Below are 16,747 nucleotides of genomic sequence, written 5' to 3' on the forward strand. Positions count from 1 at the left end.
ACTTGCCACCATCGTCACAACGGGTGGGCAACATCCATTGCCGAGATGTTAAACGAAAAAAAGCGACGATGTTCCGGAAATGGGCGACGTTGAGCAGAATTTGCACCCAACCTTCAGTACTCTGACCCTCTGCCCGTCAGAGCCACTCCGAAACGCAGCAGGTAATACGAGCAGGCGTCGGCCCAGCGCCCCAGCCAGCCACGCCGCTCCAGGCTTGCTTCGGTTACCCGCTGTGCATTGGCCTGGATTTCTGCCTCAAGCGTCCGGGCCAGCTCTGCGGCAAAATCAGCATCTCGCACACAGACGTTCGCCTCGCGGGCAAGCAACAGACTGAAAGGATCGAGATTCGATGAGCCCACCGTGGCACAGTCATCCATGACGGCCACCTTGGCATGCAGATAACTGGCGGTGTATTCGTATAGCTCTATTCCGTCATCGAGCAGCTTGCAATACAAGTAGCGTGATGCCCGGTACTGCATGGCGTACTCCACGCGCCCCTGCAGCAGCAGCCGCACCCGTACACCCCGCCCGGCCGCCCGCTCCAGCGCCTTGAGCAGACGCCGTCTGGGGAAAAAGTAGGCGTTGGCAATCAACACTTCGGCCTGTGCCTGCGCGACCGTCTTCAGATACACATCTTCGATCGACTGGCGCAGCCGTATGTTGTCGCGCAGTACCAGGCTTGCCCGCCGTCCTGAAGGGAAGACAGGCTGCTTCTCCTTGCGCCGTGACTGCATCCATTGCCTGATGTTCTTCACGCGCCGGTAAAACGCCGCCCAATCGTCGCGCCTGCGCCAGGCCATGCGCAGCCAAAGGATACGCTGGGCCCGGGATGCATCATCAACAATGGGCCCGCGCAAACTGACGGCAAAATCAAAACGCGGACGCGGTCCTTGCCCGTCGTCGGGCACATCAACGTAGTCATCCAGGATATTGATGCCGCCCACGAACGCCACGGCATTGTCCACCGTCGTTACTTTCCGGTGCAACCGCCGCAGACGTCGCAAATTGAACCGGATGGCGCGCAAGCCCGAGGGCTCGGGTCGATAGACCCTGAACTGTGCCCCCATATCGGCCAGCTGCCTGCAGACATCCTGAACGTAATCCTGACTGCCGAACCCGTCAAGGACCACTCTTACCTTTACATCGCGCTCACAAGCCTGGCGCAGATGATCCAGGACCTTCTGACCGGTCTGGTCAAGGTTGAAAATATAAGTTTCCAGATGAACCGTGTGGCGGGCGGCATCGATGGCCTTGCATAAGGCAGGAAAGAAAGCCTCGCCGTTATGTAAAAGCTCGATCTGATTGCCATCGTGCCACTTCAGGCGCAGGTCTTTGGCTTTCATATACGGTCACGGCAACTCAAGCTCGGCATAAATCGGCGCATGATCGGAAATCTGCTTCCAGGGCACGCCTTGCAAAACACGCGCCTTACGCACCGCAAACCCTCGCTGATAGATGCGATCGAGCCGCAGCCAGGGGAATGCCGCAGGAAATGTCCGGGGCGGTGGCGTCATGCGCGCGGCACCATTGATACCCAGTTCGTGTACTTTTGTGGCCAGTGGCGTCTGCGGCATGCCGCGCAGGGTATTACGCAGCCGCTTGACCGAATGACGCAGCAGACGGGGACTGGGATCGTGATGAGGCGCAATGGCAAAGACTTCGTACAGGCCCAGCTGCTGCACGAACAAGGGCGCCAGCCGGTTGCTCCAGTCATTGAAGTCACCCGCGATCAGCATGGGCTCGCTTTCAGGCACCAGGCGGCTGATGCGTTCGACCAGTGCGGCGACCTGCCGTGAGCGCCCTCCCGCAAACAGACCCAGATGAACCACCAAGCAGTGCACCGGTACGCCCTGCACGTCGATCAGCGCATGCAGGAGCCCACGCTGCTCAAGCCTGTGATCGGAGATGTCCTGGTTTTCGTGCTCGAGTATGGGATAGCGCGACAACAGTGCATTGCCGTGGTCTGTATGCGGACGCACGGCATTGCAGCCATAAGCGGCATGCATGTTCAGTGCCGCCGCCAGGTACTCGTGTTGCGTATCGAGACTGAGGCGCTGCTGGTTGCGCCCCTGAACTTCCTGCAGAAAGAGCAAGTCGGGGTGCAGGCCGTATAGGCCGAGCCTTAAGTCAGACAACGATTCGCGGCCGCCCGTCGCGGACATGCCTTTATGAATGTTGTAACTGACGACCCGGATTACTGACACCCGTTCCCTCCGTGCATTGCCTGCCGCAGATAACCAATTACTACAATGTACTACTTTACTTCCGTATTGCGCAGCCGGATATGCAGCTCGCGCAATTGCTTCTCGTCGACGGCCGAGGGGGCTTGCGTAAGCAGGCACTGGGCACGCTGGGTTTTGGGGAAAGCAATAACATCGCGTATGGATTCAGCCTTGGCCATCATGGTAACCAGGCGATCAAGGCCAAAGGCCACACCACCATGCGGAGGCGCACCGTATTGCAGCGCATCAAGCAGGAAGCCGAACTTGGCACGAGCTTCTTCGGCGTCGATATTCAGTGCCTGGAACACCTTGGTCTGGATGTCGGCGCGGTGTATGCGCACCGAGCCACCGCCGATCTCCCAGCCGTTCAGCACCAGATCGTACGCCTTGGCCAGGGCCTTGGCAGGATCCGTTTCGAGCAGGTCTTCGTGACCGTCTTTGGGGCTGGTGAAAGGGTGGTGGGCTGCAAAATAGCGCCCTTCTTCCTCGTCGTACTCGAACATGGGGAAATCGACCACCCACAAAGGCTTCCAGCCAGCCTCGAACAAACCGCCCTGCTGACCGAATTCGCTATGACCAATCTTGACGCGCAAGGCGCCAATGGCGTCATTGACCACTTTGGCCTTGTCTGCGCCAAAGAAGATCAGATCACCGCTTTGCGCACCGGTACGCTCCATGACCTTGGCAAGGACATCGACGCTGATGTTCTTGACGATGGGTGATTGCAGGCCTTCGGGTATGGCCGCCACGTCGTTGACCTTGATGTAGGCCAGGCCCTTGGCACCGTAAATGGCAACAAACTTGGTGTAGGCGTCGATCTCGCTGCGTGGCATGCTTGCACCGCCGGGTACGCGCAGCGCCACGACGCGGCTGCCCGGATCATTGGCAGGCGCGGAAAACACCTTGAACTCGACATCCTGCATGAGATCGCCAACGTCGACGAACTCGAGCTTGACGCGCAGGTCGGGCTTGTCGGAACCATAGCGGCGCATGGCTTCTTCCCAGGCCATCACAGGAAAGGCTGCCGGCAATTGAACGTCTTGTACAGTACCGAAAACATGACGGATCATGTTCTCGAAAATCTCGCGAATCTGTTCTTCGTTCAGGAAGGATGTTTCGCAATCGATCTGGGTGAACTCAGGCTGGCGGTCGGCGCGCAAGTCTTCGTCCCGGAAGCATTTCGTGATCTGATAGTAGCGGTCGAAGCCAGAGACCATCAGCATTTGCTTGAACAGCTGGGGAGACTGCGGCAAGGCAAAAAACTGCCCGTCGTTCACGCGCGAAGGCACCAGGTAGTCGCGTGCACCCTCGGGAGTGCTCTTGGTCAGCATAGGGGTTTCGATATCGATAAAGCCCAGGCTGTCGAGGTACTTGCGCACTTCGATGGACACACGGTAGCGCAACATGAGGTTCTGCTGCATCTGCGGACGACGCAGGTCGAGCACGCGATGCGTCAGGCGGGTGGTTTCCGAGAGATTGTCGTCGTCGAGCTGGAAAGGCGGCGTAACCGAGGCATTCAGCACTTCGATTTCGCGGCACAAGATCTCGATTTCGCCGGATTTCAGATCAGGATTGCTGGTGCCTTCAGGGCGCAGGCGCACCAGGCCGGTTACACGTACGCAGAATTCATTGCGTATGCTTTCAGCGGTGGAAAAAGCCTTGACGTTATCGGGATCAACCACGATCTGTGCCAGGCCGGCACGATCGCGCAAGTCGATGAAGATCACGCCGCCATGGTCGCGACGACGATGAACCCAACCGAACAAAGTCACTGTCTGGTCAAGATATTCTTTACTGACCTCGCCGGTATAGCAGGTACGCATCAAGGATTACTCCGTATAAAATTCTTTAAGTTAAAAATCACGCCTGGCCGTTCTTTCGGCCCTTTTCATTTTCAGCCTGGTCAATACGACGCGCCGCATCGAGCACCGACGCCGCCTCGTGCCCCGCCTGCAGACCCTTGACGGAAGGCGGAGCCACCACCCCCATCGACACAATATACTTGAGGGCGGCATCGACCGTCATATTGAGTACTTGTATGTCCTGGCGCGGCATCATCAGGAAAAAACCTGATGTTGGATTGGGTGTCGTGGGTACGTAGACACTGACAAAATCACCGTTCAGCCTTTCCGCAATCTCGCCGCCGGGAACGCCGGTAAGAAACGCGATAGTCCAGGCACCCTGCCGGGGATACTGAACCAGAACAGCCTCACGGAAAGCCTGACCATCTGGGGCCAGGACGGTATCACTGACTTGCTTGACCGAATTATAAATCGACCGGACCAGTGGTATGCGACCCAGCAGTTGTTCCCATCGGTCGACCAGAGCCTGGCCGATAAAGTTTGCGGCAAACATTCCCGTCAGGAACACCACCAGCAATACCAGCAACAGCTGAAAACCCGGAATCTGCAGGCCAAACAAGGACTGCGACGACAGGAAGGCCGGTACGACGCTTTCCAGCGTACCAATCAACAGCGCAATCACCCAGACCGTAATGACCAGGGGTATCCAGATCAGCAGGCCGGTGACGAAGTATCGCTTGAAGAAACGCATGGTGCGCCCGGGCAGGCGTATCAGGTCGACGAGGTACTGCCGGCAGCTGGCGCGGCCGGTGCTGCGGCCGGAGCAGCAGCTGACGCGTTGCCGCCGCCATTACGGAAGTCTGTCACATACCAGCCCGAACCTTTAAGCTGGAAACCCGCAGCAGTGACCTGTTTTTCGTAGGCACTGGCGCCACATTCCGGGCACACAGTCAGGACGGGATCGGACATCTTCTGCAGAACGTCCTGGGCATGGCCGCAGGCGCTGCACTTGTAAGCATAAATAGGCACGAGAACACCCAAGCAAATAAAACCAAGGAACACAGGGTGCAGCCAGCAAGCCATCGGGCAAGCAGGACAAAACGCGCTGCACCAGCAAAACCTATCGATTTTAGCCGGTTTTGGCTGATGCTGCGGTCTGGAGCCTTTCCGGGCCAAACTCGGCCCGGACAGGCTTGCGGCACCCCGTTTTAGAAAGACTTGGGCAACAGGAACATGAAGGCTGCGACCAGGGTGGGAACGACTGCCGAAAGCAGCAGCTTCAGCGGCGAAATCGCGCCATCGGGGAAGCTGCCCTTGAGTATGGAAAAGCCCGCGGGGTTGGGCGCATTGGCAATAACGGTAAGACCGCCACCGGTTACCGCACCGGCAACCAGCATGTAGCGCCATTGCTCGCTGGTGCCTTCAACCAGCGAACCCAGATAAGTCAGGGCGGCGTTGTCAGTTACCGCAGTCAGGGCGGTAGCTCCCCAGTACAGCACCGTGGGTGACAGGCCGGCAAGCAGATCTTGAAGCCACCACTTCTGCAATCCGCCCAGCACGACCAGACCCGCCAGGAAGAAGCCCACCATCAGGCCTTCACGGATAAGCAGCGGGTTTTGATGGCGCTTGTAGGCATGGGCGTAGCCGATGAAAAGCATCAGGAAGCCCAGGAAAATGATGGGGTGATGCGCCGACACTACGACGCCGACCAGGAACACGGTATGAATGGCGATGACCACCCACGGTACAGCAGGGCGTACCGGGGCATCGTCCGCGTCAGGGTGTCCGCCTATGCTGCCGTCCAGCAAGTGGGTGCGGCACAGGAAGGTCAGCACACCGGCGTTGATGCACACGGCCACAGCCGCACGCCAGCCAAAGTGCGTGGACATATAGGCGGTATCCCAGTTAAAGGTTTGTGCCACCATCAGTACCGGCGGTGCAGCGTAGGCGGTCAGCACCCCGCCTATGGAGATGTTCACGAACAGCACACCCAGTGTCATGTACTTGAAGCCGTCCTGGCCGTGGCGACCGAAATACGTGTCGCGCAGCAGCAGGGCCGCCAGCGTCATGGCAGCCGGCTCGGTAATAAAGGAGCCGGCCAAAGGCACAAAGGACATGATGACGAAGAACATGGCCAGCTCATTGCGCAGCGGCAAGACCCGGGCGATCAGGCGCACGGCCATGTTGACGAGCTCGATAATGGGCCTGCTGGCTGCCACCACCATAATCACAAACACAAAGGCGGGTTCGGTAAAGTTGCGTGTGTCGATATAGGCAACGGCATCGCCCACACCGGAAACCAGGGCCATGCAGGCCAGCAACACGCAGGCCCAGACACCAAACACCGCCTCGACCTCGGAGAGCAAATGCCATAAGCCCGCATGGGCTCCGCCGCGATTGGCCAGGCGAGCAAATACCGGCACCGAAAATGTGTGCACAATCGCAATTGCAAACAGCGCAGTTGCAAGATATTCCATAAAGCTCGTCATCCCCGTCCTTCTTATTAATTAGATTGGTATAAATTACTGCAGCACCGTGCCTGCGAGCGCAGCGGCGACCAGCAATACGCCCACCGCCATATTGGCGCGAAACAGCATAAAGTTGCGATCCGGCCTGGACAGACTGAACACAGACATCTGCCAGATGAAGTGCCCCGCGATCACGGCCATGACCACATAATAAGGCCAGTCCATGCCCATGGACATACCACCATACAGCCACAAGGCGACGGTGGCCACATAAAAACCGCTAATCCAGATCTTGCCCTTGTCGGCAAAACGCAGTGCTGTCGAACGCAAGCCCAGCTTGATATCGTCGCGCACGTCTACATAGGCATAGATGGAGTCATAGCCCACCTGCCACAGCACCGCCCCCAGCCACATCGCAATCGCGCCTGGCGGCACAACGTTTTGCGTGTCGGACCAGGCCATCAGCATACCCCAATTGAAGCCGATGCCCAGCACCACCTGTGGCCAATAAGTAAACCGTTTGCACAGCGGGTACACAATAACGATGGGCACCAGCGCGACAGCCAGCCAGCGGCTGTATTCATTCAGCGCGAACAGCAGCAGCGCACACACCGCGAGTTGCGCCAGCACAAACCACAAGGCGTTCTTCAGACTCAGCTGACCGCTGGTCAGTGGCCGGAAGCGCGTGCGCTCGACTTTCTGGTCGATATCGCGATCGAAGATGTCGTTAAAGCAGCATCCTATGCCGCGCATCAATAATGCGCCGAGCGAGAAGATGAAAAGGCGGAACAGGGTGGGCCAGCCATCAGCGGCCTGGACCAGGGCGGCCAGGCACGGCAGCAGTGTCAGCCAGGTACCAACCGGCCGGTCAAGGCGGCACAGTCGCGCATAAGGTCCCCACGAAGACGGCAGCCAACGTGCAACCCAGTCATCCGGGCGCATGTCTGCCAGGTCCGGCGTTCCCGGCGCCCTCTCGGGAAATTGCGGACCTGCCATTCAGCTTTCCTTGATGAGCTTGCCCAGGACGGCAATACCTTCGCGGATTTTTTCTTCGGAAACGGTGACAAAGCTGAGGCGCAGTGTGTTGGCCTTGGCGTTGGGCCCGGTATAGAACGGTTCTCCGGGAACGAAGGCAACATTCTGCTCGATGGCCCGTGCCAGCAGCCTGGTGCCATCGATGTGCGCCGGCAGCGTCACCCAAATGAACATGCCGCCTTCCGGACGCGTCCAGGTGACCGTATCCGGGAAATGCTGGTCCATGGCATCGAGCATATAGCCGCACTGCTCTTTGTAAAGATCGCGCACCTTGGGCAAATGCGTGGCCAGGAAACCGTCTTTAATGACCTCGTAGACGGCCATTTGCGTAAGCGTGGCCGTATGCAGATCAGTTGCCTGCTTGATTTGTACCAGCTTCGATATGATCGGCTTGGGTGCAACGATGTAGCCCAGACGCAGGCCCGGAGCCAGCACCTTGGAAAACGTACCCAGGCGTATAACGGTTGCCCCCGCCTTGCGCCCCAGACCCAGCAAGCCGGGCTGAGCCTGACCGGCGTAACGCAGCTCGCCATAGGGATCGTCTTCGATGACGGGCACCTGCAAGGCCGCACAGCGCTCCACCAACGCCTGACGACGCTCAAGGCTGAGTGTCAGCCCGGTGGGATTCTGGAAATTAGGCAAGGCATAGATGAAACGGGCGCCGGCGGCACGCTCGGCGGTCAGTTCCTCGGGGATCAGGCCGCCTTCGTCGGTTGGCACCCCGACATAATTCGGTTCATACATTGAAAACGACTGCAATGCGCCCAGGTAGCTGGGCGCCTCGACCAGCACATTGCTGCCCGGATCGATAAACAGCTTGCCCAGCATATCGAGCGCCTGCTGCGAACCCGATACGATCAGGACTTCATCTGGCGACACGTCGGCGCCGTCGTGGCTCAGGTCTTGAGCTACCCAGGCGCGCAGGGGGGCATACCCTTCGGTGGGGCCGTACTGCAGCGCAGACTTGCCGCTCTGCTGCAGCACACGATCAAAGGCCTGATTGATGACCTCTACCGGAAAACCTTTGGGCGAAGGCAGGCCGCCCGCAAACGAAATGATCTCGGGACGTTCGGTAACTTTCAGAATCTCGCGTATGGTGGAGCTGGTAAGTTTCTGAGCACGCTGTGAAAAAGTATAAGGAAGGCTGTACGAATCCATGATTCTGAAAAGATGTCCGGTAAAGAGCAAAAAGAAGTAACGTTATAGGTTACCGCAATAGACGTCAAACCACCAATGAATGCGGTGGCCGCGCGCAGCCGGTGATGGTTCAGCCTTGCTTGTCACGGCGGCTGTCGCGCTTGACCTGGCGCAGCAACCACCAGAACAACGAAAGCGAGCATCCCAGCCCCACCACAAAGATGCCCACCACTATCCATTCGCCCGTCGTCATCACCGCTTCCTTTTAAAGTGCCTTGGCCGCTACCACCTGTGCGGTTGCCTGCCCGGTTGCTCGTTCAGCCTCGATCAGCACCTGCATTTTCTGACGGAAACGCAAAGGGCCGGCATCTTGAGGCAGATTCATTTTTGAAGGATCTTTGGCCATACCCTGATGCACCGCTTCGAGCACCACACGGTCTTCCTCGAAGGCACTTCGCACGTCCTCGGCGAACTGCCTGGAAACCGAGGCGTCATCCGGACTGAAGTTGCGCATCTGGAACCAGAAATACCGGGTGGTGTTTTCATCAACCGGCGTCAGGAAATTATAAGAATCCATCAGGAACACGTCGGGATGGAAGGGTTCAGTGTCGGACGCCGTGCCCGCCGGCGTGAAAACAGCCCGGATCACCGCATGAGCCGGCACGCGAACTTCGTACTGCTGCTTGCGATCACAGTTTCCGTTGAATTTGACGAACTTGGCATAGAAAGGCGCCACTTCTACATTGCGCATCCAGCGCGACACCACCACACCGTCATCGTTGACCTGTGTGTGCAGGCGCTCGCCTATTAGCGAGGCACTGCCGAACGACGTTTGATGCACCCAGGAAACATGCGAGGGATCAAGCAGGTTATCGGTCAGGTACAGGTAATTGCAATGGACCAGCATGGCGTCGCCCTGATTCAATCCCCAGGCAGGGTCACCCCAGTGCTCGACCTTGATGATGTCGTCCGGGTCGGCAACTGCCGGATCACCCATCCAGATCCAGATCAGGCCGTAACGTTCGGCCACCGGATAACTGCGCACCACGGCTGCCTTGGGCGGGCTGCCCATGCCGGGCGCGTGCGTACAGGCACCGGTACAGTCGAAAACCAGGCCGTGGTAGCCGCATTCAACCTCGTCACCCTTTAACCTGCCCATGGACAAGGGCAGCTTGCGGTGCGGACAGGCATCTTCCAGCGCCACCACGCCGCCATCCTGGGCGCGGTACAGCACGATGTCTTCGCCCAATATTCTGGCCGCGTGCAAATGGCGGCCCAGCTCATGATCAGTCGCCGCCACATACCAGGCGTTCTTCAGAAACATGAATACTCCTTAGCAATACTTGATTCTTCACACCAGGCAAATGATAGTCCATTCGCCTGGCCGATCAGAACAGGCACGCATTTATGGCAATCAGGGACCTGGCTGATTTATAATCGCGCACCCATTTTTCAGCACTGTCTCCCGACAACAAACTTCGGAATGCCCACACTATGAAATCATTGCACCGTTTTATCTTTGTGGTGCGCCATGGCGTCCACTGATCACCTTATCGACACCCTGGCAAACCAGGGCTGGGTTGTTTGCGACCAGACCATTGACGCAACGCTACGACACAATCTTTATACACAATCAGCCACAGCCTGGGCCAGTGGCAACTTCCAGCAAGCCTGCATAGGGCGTGGCGCCAGCCACCTGCTGAACCCCGCCATCCGCGGCGACACCATTTGCTGGATAGATGCGGCAACGACATCCGAGGCCGGCAGCAATTTTTTGTCCTGGTCCACAAGCTTGCAACATGAGCTGAACCGCCAGCTCTATGCCGGGCTGAACAGTGCCGAATTCCATTTCGCGCGTTATCAGACAGGCCAGGGCTACAAGAAACATCTGGACCAGCACCAGACACAACGCCACCGCAAAATATCATTGGTGTTGTACTTGAATCCCCAATGGACGGACTCTGATGGCGGTGAATTATGCCTGTACGCCCCGGAGGACGAAAACCAGGAAATTCAGCGGATACTGCCCCAGCCAGGCCGACTGGTGCTGTTTCGTAGCGACCTGTTCCCACACGAGGTCCTGCCTTGTTCGCAGACACGCTGCAGCCTTACAGGCTGGTTTCGCACCGATATGCCACCCTCAGGATCCGTGATGCCACTCTAGCGCTGCCAGGGCCAGGGCATCGATGGAGTCCACCACCGCGACACCCTGGGCCGGCCGCGCAAGTGGAGGCAAAGCCAGGGGCAGTTCGGTACAGCCCAGAATTACTGCGTCGGCTCCACGCTGGCGCAGCAGCTGCACGCAGTGTGCAGCAGGATCCAGAGCGGCTTCGGCCTGATTAAGCTTCACCAGCCTGATCGCTTCGGCGCAATAGCGCAGCAACTCATCGGCCTCGAGCAGCATACTGTCGTAGCCGCAAGCCTCGAGCTCACGCTGATACAGGCCCGAACTCAGGGTGGTAGCCGTACCGAGCAGGCCTATGCGCCCTCGGGTAATACCGCTGCGCCGCAGGTCATCAATGACTGAACGCACAATATGCAGCACCTTCAATGAGGTGCTGGCGGCGAGCTGCTCGTACCACAAGTGAGCGGTATTGCACGGAATGGCTATCGCCCCCGCACCGGCCCGCTCCATGTGGCGAACCCCATTGAGCATCCAGGGGAAAGGGTCGGCGCCTGTACCTGCATGGCCAGCCGGACGATCGGGTATGCGCGGATCGCTCCAGAGTATGGTGGGCACATGATGCTGGTCGCTGTCGGCATTGGTCAGGGCCGTAAGACGAACCATGAACACGGCACTGGCCATCGGCCCCATACCGCCCAGCACTCCGAGGAAACGGCCGGCAAATTCAGTATCGGGCATGGCTGTGCAATCGGAAAATTCAGAGGTTAATGGTGCAGAATCTTGGACAGGAATTGCTGTGCACGTTCGGAGCGCGCTTCCATATTGCCGAAGAACTCTTCGTTGGTACAGTCTTCGACGATCTTTCCGGCATCCATGAACACGACGCGGTCAGCCACCTTGCGGGCAAAGCCCATTTCATGGGTAACCACCATCATGGTCATACCGTCGCGGGCAAGGTCAACCATGACATCCAGCACCTCGTTGACCATTTCCGGATCAAGTGCCGATGTAGGCTCATCGAACAGCATGGCAATGGGATCCATGGCCAGCGCTCGTGCAATTGCCACACGCTGTTGCTGCCCGCCAGACAGCTGGCCGGGGAACTTGTTTTGATGTGCACGCAGGCCAACCCGATCGAGCAGTTTTTCAGCTCGCGCATGCGCCTCGGCAACGCTGCGCCCCAGAACCTTCACCTGTGCCAGCTCAAGATTCTGATTCACTGACAAATGCGGGAAAAGCTCGAAGCTCTGGAACACCATGCCTATGCGCGCGCGCAGCTTGGGCAGATTGGTATCAGGGGCACCCACCGACACGCCGTCTACGAAAATCTCGCCTTTCTGAAAAGGCTCCAGCCCATTGACCGTCTTGATCAGCGTGGACTTACCCGACCCGGACGGGCCGCACACCACAACGACTTCGCCGCTGGCCACCTGTGTGCTGCAATCGTCCAGCACCTGCGTGGTACCGTACCACTTGCTGACGTGCTTGAGTTCTATCATTCAATCTCCTGGTGCATCATGGCTGTCTAGCGAACTATGCTGGTACGCTGGCGCAGGTAACGCACCAGCAACGACGCAGCATAGCTCATGATGAAATAGACCAGCGCCACAAATATATACATTTCAATCAGACGGCCATCGCGCTGCGCCACCTTGACCGCCGCACCCAGGAAATCGGTCAGGGAAAGCACATACACCAGGGACGTGTCCTGAAAGAGGACTATGGTTTGCGTCAGCAAAATGGGGGTCATGTTGCGAAATGCCTGCGGCAACACCACCTTGCCCATCACTTGCCAGTAGCTCAGCCCCAGCGCATAACCCGCAGCCAGCTGCCCGCGCGGCACCGACTGGATGCCGGCACGCATGATTTCACAAAAATAGGCTGCCTCGAACAAGGTGAAGGTGACCAGTGCCGAAGTAAAGCCTCCGACCGCCACAGGCCGTGAGGCTCCGGTCAGCCAGGCGCCAATATAAGGCACCAGAAAATAAAACCAGAAAATAACCAGAATCAGTGGCAAGGCGCGCAACAGATTCACGTATGTGCCGGCCGCCCAGGCCAGAGGCTTGATGCCCGACAGGCGACACATGGCCAGCAAAGTACCCAATATCAGGCCACCCAGCGCCGACATGATTGTGAGCTTGAGCGTAAACACCATGCCGTCACGGAACAGATAGACCCATGAGCGCTGGATGACGTCAAAATCAAACTCGCTCATGACGCCTCCTTCTGGACCTTTACCGGGCCAATGAAGCCTGGCACCGCCAGGCGCCGCTCGAGCAATCGCATGCCGCTGACGACGATCAGATTCAGGATCAGATAAAACAGTGTGGCCAGCGCAAAGGTTTCAAAAACCTGGAAGCTGAACTCCTGCATGGATCGCGCCGCACCAACCAGCTCGAACAGGCCTATGGTGAAAGCAACCGATGTGTTTTTAATGAGGTTAAGCAGTTCTGAAGTAAGCGGCGGCAAGATAATGCGAAATGAGCTGGGCAAGAGCACATAGCGATATACCTGTGTCGTTTCCAGACCCAGGGCGGTAGCTGCCATGCGCTGGCCCGGCGGTAGGGATTCTATGCCCGCCCTGACCTGCTCGGCCACGCGCGACGACGTGTAGAACCCCAGGCACAGTACTGCCGGAATGAAGATGCCCCACGGCGGTGCGATCTGCTTGATGGCATCGCCCAGGCTGCGTGGCACGACCTCTGGCATAACGAAATACCAAAGAAACATCTGCACCAACAGCGGCACGTTGCGAAACAGCTCGACGTACGCCGTACCCAGGCGTCTGGCCCAGGGCATGCTGATGGTACGCGCCACACCAACCAGGGTGCCCATGCCAAGCGCGAGCATCCAGGAAAGTGCGGCGGTTCCTATTGTCCAGGCCAAGCCCCCCAGCAGTGTCTCTAGATAGGTGAAACCGCCGGGAGCCTCATCGAAAAATACCAGCCAGTTCCAGTTGTAATTCATGCTGGTTGGCTACTTACTTATACATTTCCGGATCGTACGAATCGGTAGGATTGGCCACCACTTTCTTGAGCTGATCGCTCATGGGCCAGTTCAAATTGACATCCTTGGGCGGAATGGGCGACTCGAACCATTTCTTGTAGAGCTCGGCCAGCGAACCATCTTTCATCATGCCCTTGATGGTGTCGTCGACCACCTTCTTGAACTCAGGATCATCCTTGGGTTCCATAATGGCATAGGGCTCTACGGTGTAGGCATCTTTGCTGATCATCCATTCGCTCGGGTCGCGCGATGTGGCAACCAGACCGGCCAGCAGGATGTCATCCATGAAGAAGGCAGCGGCGCGTCCGTTGTTAACGGTAAGGAAGGCCTCGGCGTGGTCTTTGGCGGGAATGATGTTCATGCCCAGGTTTTGCTGGTCGTTGGCACCGGTTGCCCAGCGTATATTGCTGGTGCCCGCCGTTGAAATAACGGTCTTGCCCTTGAGGTCTTCAAGATTGTTGATGTTGGACGACTTCTTGGCCACAAAACGGGTGGCGGTCACGAAAGTGGTGGGCGCGAAGGTAACCTGGGCCTGGCGCTCTTTGGTGTTGGTGGACGAACCGCAGTTCAGGTCAACTGTGCCGTTGGCCAGCAGGGGTATGCGGGTGGAAGAGGTGACCGGCACCAGCTTGACGTTGATGCTGTCCATGCCCAGCTTGGTCTTGACGGCCTCGACGATATTCTGACAGATGTCCATGGAATAACCGATGGGCTTCTGATTGTCGTCGAGATAGGAAAAGGGGATGGAAGCATCGCGATGGCCCAGGGCGATTTCACCACTGGATTTGATCTTTTCAAGCCGGCCGTCGGCATAAACCGGGGCGGTTGCCGCAACGGCCAAGGCGGTAAACAAGGTAATGGTTGCTGTTTTCATAGGTTTGTCTCCTGGGTGTATCTGATTTTTCTAGAATAGCTGGCGATACCCGTACAGGCCTACCGCGCCGCCAGTATGCACAAATACCACGTTTTCATCCTTCTTGAAATGCCCCGAACGAATCAGGGCAATCAAGCCAGCCATACCTTTGCCCGAATAAACCGGATCGAGCAAAATGGCTTCCAGTTCAGCCGTCAGTCGCAAGGCTTCGATCATGCTGTCGGTGGGCAAGCCATAACCCTCGCCAACATAGTCGGAATTTGCCACCACGTCGGCACGTTCAACCGACGAGGCGGGAAGCCCCATGTAATCTACCGTAGCCTGCACCAATTTCCAAACATTTTCCTCTTGTTTTTCGCGAGGCGCACGTACGCTGACGCCATATACGGGTATGCCACTATTGCTGGCACGCAAACCAACAACCAGACCGGCCTGAGTACCGGTGCTGCCGGTTGCATGCACAACATGGTCAATACGCACGCCGGTTTCGAAAGACTGATTCAACAGTTCCTGCGCACAACCCACATAACCCAGGGCGCCCACCGGGTTGGAACCGCCCCCCGGAATGACGTAGGGCTTGCGGCCGGCACTACGCAACTCGGCGGCCAGCTTTTCCATTTCCTGCTGCATGTCGGTGCCCGCCGGATACCGTCCGACAATTTCTCCGCCAAGCAGGCGATCAAGCAGGACGTTGCCTGACTCTTCGTACTCTTCGCTTGCATCGGTAACACGCTGTTCAAGCAATATCTTGCATTGCAGGCCCACCCGCGCCGCTGCGGCAACGGTTTGCCGGGCATGATTGGACTGCACCGCACCTTGCGTGATCAGGGTGTCTGCCCCTTCTTCAAGCGCCTGCGCCACGAGAAATTCCAGCTTGCGAGTTTTATTGCCGCCTGTGGCAAGGCCGGTGCAGTCATCGCGCTTGATATACAGATTCGGGCCGCCCAGATGCCGGGTCAGGTTGGGCATGAACTCCAGTGGCGTTGGAAAATGCCCGAGTCGAACTCGGGGATAGGCGGCAAGATGCATTGCTTGGGCTCCAAAAGTGTCTGTTTCATTATGGATCGTACCGATAGCGTTGCCGTTTGCCCAATACTATATTCTTAGAACCTTATGCAATTTTTGCATAGCGAACCGGGAGTTCACATGAAGCTGGCCTGGATAGAGGATTTGCTGACTTTGGTTGATGCGGGTACGTTTTCGCGCGCGGCCGTTTTGCGCAACATTACCCAGCCAGCCTTTTCACGCCGCATTCAATTGCTGGAAGCCTGGCTGGGTGTCGAGCTGATCGACCGGCGCAGCCAGCCCATGCGCCTGTCTGCCATCGCCGAACGCCATATTCCCGAGTTTCGGGCACTGCAACATGATATGCACCAGCTACGATCCCGCATACGAACCGAGCACCAGGGCATTGGCCGCATCGAACTGGTTACCCAGCACTCATTGACCATGACGCGGCTGCCAGCATTGCTGCAGCTCATTGCACAAGAGCCCGATGCACAACTGGAATTCAATGTTCGCTCTGAAAACCGCGACGAATGCGTCACCTTATTCATGCGCAAACAGGCCGATCTGCTGCTGTGCATGGAAGAGCACACCGAACTGTTGCTGAATCTCATACCCGATGCCAGCCGCCTGTACATGGGCACCGAAACGCTGATTCCGGTCAGTGCCCTGACCAGCGTGCATACGCCCATGCATCACCCCGATCCCGACAAAACCCTGAAACTGCTGGCCTACCCGCCCGACAGCTTTTTGGGCCGCATCATGTACAAGCATTGCCTGGGTGCACTGCTCCGACACCAGCCGGCGGAGGTTGTCCACGAATCCGTCTTCCTGGCCGGCATCAAGGAAATGGTAATGGCCGGGTTGGGCATGGCCTGGCTGCCCGAAGGCCTGGTGCAGCGCGAACTCGACTCCGGCAGCCTTATGGTGGTCGAAGACGACGGCCTGAAATCGGTAACGCTGGAACTGGGTTTGTATCGCAGCGCCTGTCCCACACACCCGCAAACCGTAGACCGGCTGTGGCATTTGCTGCAGAGGAACAAGGGTGAAAACTTGCGCCTCTGAAATCAGAC

18 protein-coding genes are annotated in these 16,747 nt (G+C 57.8%); 2 read left to right on the forward strand and 16 right to left on the reverse strand.

The window, feature by feature from the left end:
- Nucleotides 1–113 precede the first annotated feature (113 nt).
- The 10 genes from clsB to LKR43_RS06345 form a co-directional block, all read right to left on the reverse strand.
- Nucleotides 114–1,343 (reverse strand): cardiolipin synthase ClsB, encoded by a 1,230-nt coding sequence (gene clsB, locus LKR43_RS06305; protein ID WP_227683145.1) that lies wholly within the window; start codon nt 1,341–1,343, stop codon nt 114–116.
- 6 nt (nt 1,344–1,349) lie between these two features.
- Entirely contained in the window at nt 1,350–2,204 is an 855-nt protein-coding gene (locus LKR43_RS06310) for an endonuclease/exonuclease/phosphatase family protein (protein WP_227683147.1), read from the reverse strand.
- 50 nt (nt 2,205–2,254) lie between these two features.
- The gene (gene aspS / locus LKR43_RS06315) at nt 2,255–4,045 is read right to left on the reverse strand and encodes an aspartate--tRNA ligase (protein ID WP_227683148.1); all 1,791 of its coding nucleotides are present in this window, start codon (nt 4,043–4,045) and stop codon (nt 2,255–2,257) included.
- 37 nt (nt 4,046–4,082) lie between these two features.
- A complete protein-coding gene (locus tag LKR43_RS06320; protein ID WP_227683149.1) occupies nt 4,083–4,775 on the reverse strand; it encodes a DUF502 domain-containing protein in 693 nt (230 codons plus the stop codon).
- A gap of 20 nt (nt 4,776–4,795) precedes the next feature.
- Nucleotides 4,796–5,053 (reverse strand): FmdB family zinc ribbon protein, encoded by a 258-nt coding sequence (locus tag LKR43_RS06325; RefSeq protein ID WP_227683150.1) that lies wholly within the window; start codon nt 5,051–5,053, stop codon nt 4,796–4,798.
- Between the two features lie 179 nt (nt 5,054–5,232).
- Nucleotides 5,233–6,513, reverse strand: a complete 1,281-nt coding sequence (locus LKR43_RS06330; RefSeq protein ID WP_227683151.1) for a putative Na+/H+ antiporter — start codon at nt 6,511–6,513, stop codon at nt 5,233–5,235.
- Between the two features lie 33 nt (nt 6,514–6,546).
- Nucleotides 6,547–7,488: a 4-hydroxybenzoate octaprenyltransferase gene (gene ubiA, locus LKR43_RS06335; protein ID WP_227683152.1), complete on the reverse strand. Its 942-nt coding sequence runs from the start codon at nt 7,486–7,488 to the stop codon at nt 6,547–6,549.
- Nucleotides 7,489–8,685: a PLP-dependent aminotransferase family protein gene (locus LKR43_RS06340; RefSeq protein WP_227683154.1), complete on the reverse strand. Its 1,197-nt coding sequence runs from the start codon at nt 8,683–8,685 to the stop codon at nt 7,489–7,491. It lies immediately after the preceding gene.
- Nucleotides 8,686–8,794: 109 nt separating this feature from the next.
- Entirely contained in the window at nt 8,795–8,917 is a 123-nt protein-coding gene (locus LKR43_RS16190) for a hypothetical protein (RefSeq protein WP_255675981.1), read from the reverse strand.
- Nucleotides 8,918–8,929: 12 nt separating this feature from the next.
- The gene (locus tag LKR43_RS06345; RefSeq protein ID WP_227683155.1) at nt 8,930–9,988 is read right to left on the reverse strand and encodes an aromatic ring-hydroxylating dioxygenase subunit alpha; all 1,059 of its coding nucleotides are present in this window, start codon (nt 9,986–9,988) and stop codon (nt 8,930–8,932) included.
- Between the two features lie 207 nt (nt 9,989–10,195).
- Between LKR43_RS06345 and LKR43_RS06350 the strand changes: the two genes are divergently transcribed.
- Complete coding sequence (locus LKR43_RS06350) at nt 10,196–10,828, forward strand: 2OG-Fe(II) oxygenase (RefSeq protein WP_227683156.1); 633 nt, start codon at nt 10,196–10,198, stop codon at nt 10,826–10,828.
- On the opposite strand, the gene LKR43_RS06355 is transcribed toward LKR43_RS06350, so the two are convergent.
- From LKR43_RS06355 to LKR43_RS06380, 6 genes are read right to left on the reverse strand one after another with little or no spacing between them, the layout of a single operon-like run.
- Nucleotides 10,805–11,527: an aspartate/glutamate racemase family protein gene (locus LKR43_RS06355; protein WP_227683157.1), complete on the reverse strand. Its 723-nt coding sequence runs from the start codon at nt 11,525–11,527 to the stop codon at nt 10,805–10,807. The two genes, LKR43_RS06350 and LKR43_RS06355, sit on opposite strands and share 24 nt — an antisense overlap.
- A gap of 26 nt (nt 11,528–11,553) precedes the next feature.
- Entirely contained in the window at nt 11,554–12,288 is a 735-nt protein-coding gene (locus LKR43_RS06360; RefSeq protein WP_227683158.1) for an amino acid ABC transporter ATP-binding protein, read from the reverse strand.
- A 26-nt stretch (nt 12,289–12,314) separates the two neighbouring features.
- The gene (locus LKR43_RS06365) at nt 12,315–13,004 is read right to left on the reverse strand and encodes an amino acid ABC transporter permease (protein ID WP_227683159.1); all 690 of its coding nucleotides are present in this window, start codon (nt 13,002–13,004) and stop codon (nt 12,315–12,317) included.
- On the reverse strand, nt 13,001–13,756 hold the full coding sequence (locus LKR43_RS06370; RefSeq protein ID WP_227683160.1) for an amino acid ABC transporter permease: 756 nt from the start codon (nt 13,754–13,756) through the stop codon (nt 13,001–13,003). The genes LKR43_RS06365 and LKR43_RS06370 overlap by 4 nt, the downstream gene beginning before the upstream one ends.
- Before the next feature lie 13 nt (nt 13,757–13,769).
- Nucleotides 13,770–14,669, reverse strand: coding sequence for an amino acid ABC transporter substrate-binding protein (locus tag LKR43_RS06375; RefSeq protein WP_227683162.1), 900 nt, complete (start codon nt 14,667–14,669; stop codon nt 13,770–13,772).
- 30 nt (nt 14,670–14,699) lie between these two features.
- The gene (locus LKR43_RS06380; protein ID WP_227683163.1) at nt 14,700–15,698 is read right to left on the reverse strand and encodes a D-cysteine desulfhydrase; all 999 of its coding nucleotides are present in this window, start codon (nt 15,696–15,698) and stop codon (nt 14,700–14,702) included.
- Between the two features lie 117 nt (nt 15,699–15,815).
- On the opposite strand from LKR43_RS06380, the gene LKR43_RS06385 reads away from it, so the two are divergent.
- A complete protein-coding gene (locus tag LKR43_RS06385; protein WP_227683164.1) occupies nt 15,816–16,739 on the forward strand; it encodes a LysR family transcriptional regulator in 924 nt (307 codons plus the stop codon).
- Nucleotides 16,740–16,747: the final 8 nt, after the last annotated feature.

It is taken from the genome of Pusillimonas sp. MFBS29, from assembly GCF_020687695.1.
GTDB lineage: Bacteria > Pseudomonadota > Gammaproteobacteria > Burkholderiales > Burkholderiaceae_B > Pusillimonas_C.